At 46.3% G+C, this 3362-nt stretch carries 3 protein-coding genes; all 3 read left to right on the top strand.

Features of this window, described 5'->3' with window-relative positions; all coding sequences use genetic code 11:
* Nucleotides 1–79 precede the first annotated feature (79 nt).
* The 3 genes from RMO84_RS11200 to leuC all read left to right on the top strand — a co-directional run bounded on the left by RMO84_RS11200 (nucleotide 80) and on the right by leuC (nucleotide 3065).
* A complete protein-coding gene (locus tag RMO84_RS11200; protein WP_310488545.1) occupies nucleotides 80–862 on the top strand; it encodes a sulfite exporter TauE/SafE family protein in 783 nt (260 codons plus the stop codon).
* 27 nt (nucleotides 863–889) lie between these two features.
* Complete coding sequence (locus RMO84_RS11195; RefSeq protein ID WP_310488544.1) at nucleotides 890–1561, top strand: methyltransferase domain-containing protein; 672 nt, start codon at nucleotides 890–892, stop codon at nucleotides 1559–1561.
* A 97-nt stretch (nucleotides 1562–1658) separates the two neighbouring features.
* A complete protein-coding gene (gene leuC, locus RMO84_RS11190; RefSeq protein ID WP_310488543.1) occupies nucleotides 1659–3065 on the top strand; it encodes a 3-isopropylmalate dehydratase large subunit in 1407 nt (468 codons plus the stop codon).
* Nucleotides 3066–3362: the final 297 nt, after the last annotated feature.

Genomic DNA, 3362 nt, shown 5'->3' with positions numbered 1-3362 from the left:
GACTAACTAATATGTCAGTCTGCGCAGGCGGACTTCGTAATTCTATCCACGATTTCAATCGTAGGCATTTTCTAAATATATGCCGATCGCACCGCCACTTACATATCTCAATGGTTTGTTGTTATTTGCGACTGCTTTTATCGCTGGCGGATTGAATGCAGTCGCTGGTGGTGGGAGTTTCATTAGCTTTCCGACGCTAATCTTTACTGGTGTATCGCCGCTCGCAGCTAATGCTACCAATAATACCGCTCTTTGGGTCGCAGGTTTGGCAAGTACGGGAGCTTACCGTCGGGATTTAGATATCGATCGCCGATCGATGCTAATTTTAAGTATCGTTAGTCTAGCAGGTGGACTGCTCGGATCGATTCTGTTACTGTACACATCCGCAGATGTTTTTAAAAAGCTAATTCCCTATTTATTACTGCTTGCAACTGTTGTATTTATCTTTGGCGAATCTTTCAAACAATGGTTACAATCCTTCAATCGATCGAATTCAGCCCAGCCGCCGCGCCTAATATATTTGGTTACCGCGCAACTGGCAATCTCGATTTATGGTGGCTTCTTTGGCGCAGGAATTGGAATTTTGATGTTAGCAACTTTAACTTTTTTTAATATCAAAAATATTCATGCGATGAATGCGTTAAAGTCATTTTTAGCAACCTGTATCAATGGCATCGCGATCGTCCCGTTCTTATTCGCAGGTATCATCGCTTGGCCGCAAGCAATTCTAATGGCAATAGGTGGTGCTCTCGGTGGTTACTTTGTCGCCAACTTTGCCCGCCAGATTCCATCGATAATCGTTCGCCGGTTTGTATCGATCGTCGCAATAAGTATGACCACATATTTTTTCATTCGCGGCTAATTTAAATATGATTAAGAAATAAAACTTATGAATAATGCTCGATCGCGAGTTCGCGAACTCTCACAACAATCATATCAACAGGGAGATTATACTGGTTGGTTTGAAAAACTTTATGTCGAAGCTGCTGGAAATGCGGATGCAATTCCGTGGGCAGATCGGGGCTTCAATTATTGGTTATCAGATTGGGTCGAAAAATCTCAGGTAGTTGTACGAGATCGACGGCTATTAGTTGTCGGTTGTGGATTGGGCGACGATGCTGAATATCTAGCTAAACTCGGTGCTAAAGTAACAGGATTCGATCTATCTCAAACCGCGATCGATTGGTGTCATCAAAGATTCCCAGACTCGCAGGTAAATTATCAAGTCGTCGATTTATTTACCGCCCCAGCCGACTGGAAATTAAGCTTCGATCTCGTTGTTGAGATTTACACGATTCAAGCTCTACCTGCAAATATTCGCCCCAGTGCGATCGATTGCATTGGTAATTTCGTCGCCCCTGACGGCAAATTATTAGTCATCTGTCGCGGTCGCGAGCCTGAAGACCTCGCTGCGGATTTACCACCGTTTGCCCTAACTCAAAATGAACTGAATAAATTTACCACTACCGGCTTGACTCAAGTATCTTTTGAAGATTTTATCGATACTTTAGAGTCGGGAGCGCCCCGTCGATTTCGGCTTGTCTATCAACGATTAGCGTAGGTTGGGCTTTGTGCTTCAACCCAATACTTTGGTGCGTTATGCTGCGCGATGCGTCAAGACAACGCACCCTACAATCTACTATCCACTAATTAAAACCATGAGTAAAAATACATTATTCGATAAAGTTTGGGATGCACATACCGTTGGTATATTACCTTCAGGACAAACCCAATTATTCATTGGATTGCATCTGATTCATGAAGTCACCAGCCCCCAAGCCTTTGCCATGATGCGCGATCGAGGATTGAAAGTCCCTTATCCCGAACGCACCGTCGCTACCGTCGATCATATCGTCCCTACTGAAGACCAATCGCGCCCCCTCGCCGATAGCCTTGCTGAAGAGATGATGCAACATCTCGAAAATAACACCAAAGAGCATGGGATTAGATTCTACAATGTCGGCTCTGGCAGCCAAGGCATCGTTCATGTAATTGCGCCGGAACAAGGGCTAACTCAGCCAGGAATGACGATCGCCTGCGGAGATAGTCACACTTCTACCCACGGCGCATTTGGCGCGATCGCGTTCGGAATTGGCACCTCTCAAGTGCGCGACGTTTTAGCCTCCCAAACTCTGGCTTTAGGCAAACTAAAAGTCCGCAAAATCGAAGTCAACGGCACCCTCCAACCAGGGGTATATGCCAAAGATGTAATTCTACATATCATCCGCAAACTCGGCGTCAAAGGCGGTGTCGGCTATGCCTATGAGTTCGCTGGCACTACCTTCGAGCAAATGGATATGGAAGCCCGGATGACCGTCTGTAATATGGCGATCGAAGGTGGCGCGCGTTGTGGCTATATCAATCCAGATCGAGTCACCTATGATTATCTCAAAGTCCGAGATTTTGCACCCAAGAAGACGAATTGGGATCGAGCTATCGCTTGGTGGGAAAGCTTGCGCAGCGATAAAGATGCCGAATACGATGATGTCATCGTCTTCGATGCCGCTGAAATTGCCCCCACAGTCACTTGGGGCATTACCCCCGCGCAAGGCATTGGGGTAGACGAACCGATCCCAACAGCAGCACAGATGCCTGAGGATGAGAGAGCGATCGCCGAAGAAGCCTATCAGTATATGGATTTACAACCAGGGGCACCAATTATCGGCACCAAAGTCGATGTTTGCTTCGTCGGAAGCTGCACCAACGGACGCATCACCGACTTGCGCGAAGCTGCCAAATTCGCCGCAGGTAAACAGGTAGCCGCTGGAGTTAAAGCTTTTATCGTCCCCGGTTCCGAACGCGTGAAAAAACAAGCCGAAGCCGAAGGGTTAGACGTGGTTTTTAAAAACGCCGGCTTTGAATGGCGCGAGGCGGGTTGCTCGATGTGTTTGGCGATGAATCCCGATAAATTAGTGGGACGACAACTTAGCGCGTCATCTTCCAATCGGAATTTCAAAGGTCGTCAAGGTTCTTCATCGGGGCGGACATTATTGATGTCGCCGGTGATGGTAATCGCGGCGGCGGTGACGGGGAAGGTGACTGATGTGCGGGAATTGATGAATTAACATAGTATTTCTCGATCGGTAATATACATCATCGATTCGATCGGTTGTTACTGGTGGGGTTGGGCGGGTTTGTTCTATAGTTATCGGTACAAATCGAGATTTGCTAGCATAAACCCGCCCCTACAGCATATACAAAAAAGAAGATGCAGCGATCTCTATCTTCAAGATGATTCAGGCAAATGGTTATCCTTAATTATGAAGTATAAATAGATTATCATGATTCAAATTCAAGAAAAACTATTAACTAATGTTTGGGAGAAAGCTGACTGGGATACATATATAACCACGATCGATGCT

This window comes from Chamaesiphon sp. VAR_69_metabat_338 (genome assembly GCF_031423935.1).
GTDB lineage: Bacteria > Cyanobacteriota > Cyanobacteriia > Cyanobacteriales > Chamaesiphonaceae > Chamaesiphon.
The sequence above is the reverse complement of the archived record's forward strand: the minus strand, read 5'-3'. Positions and strand labels throughout refer to the sequence as shown.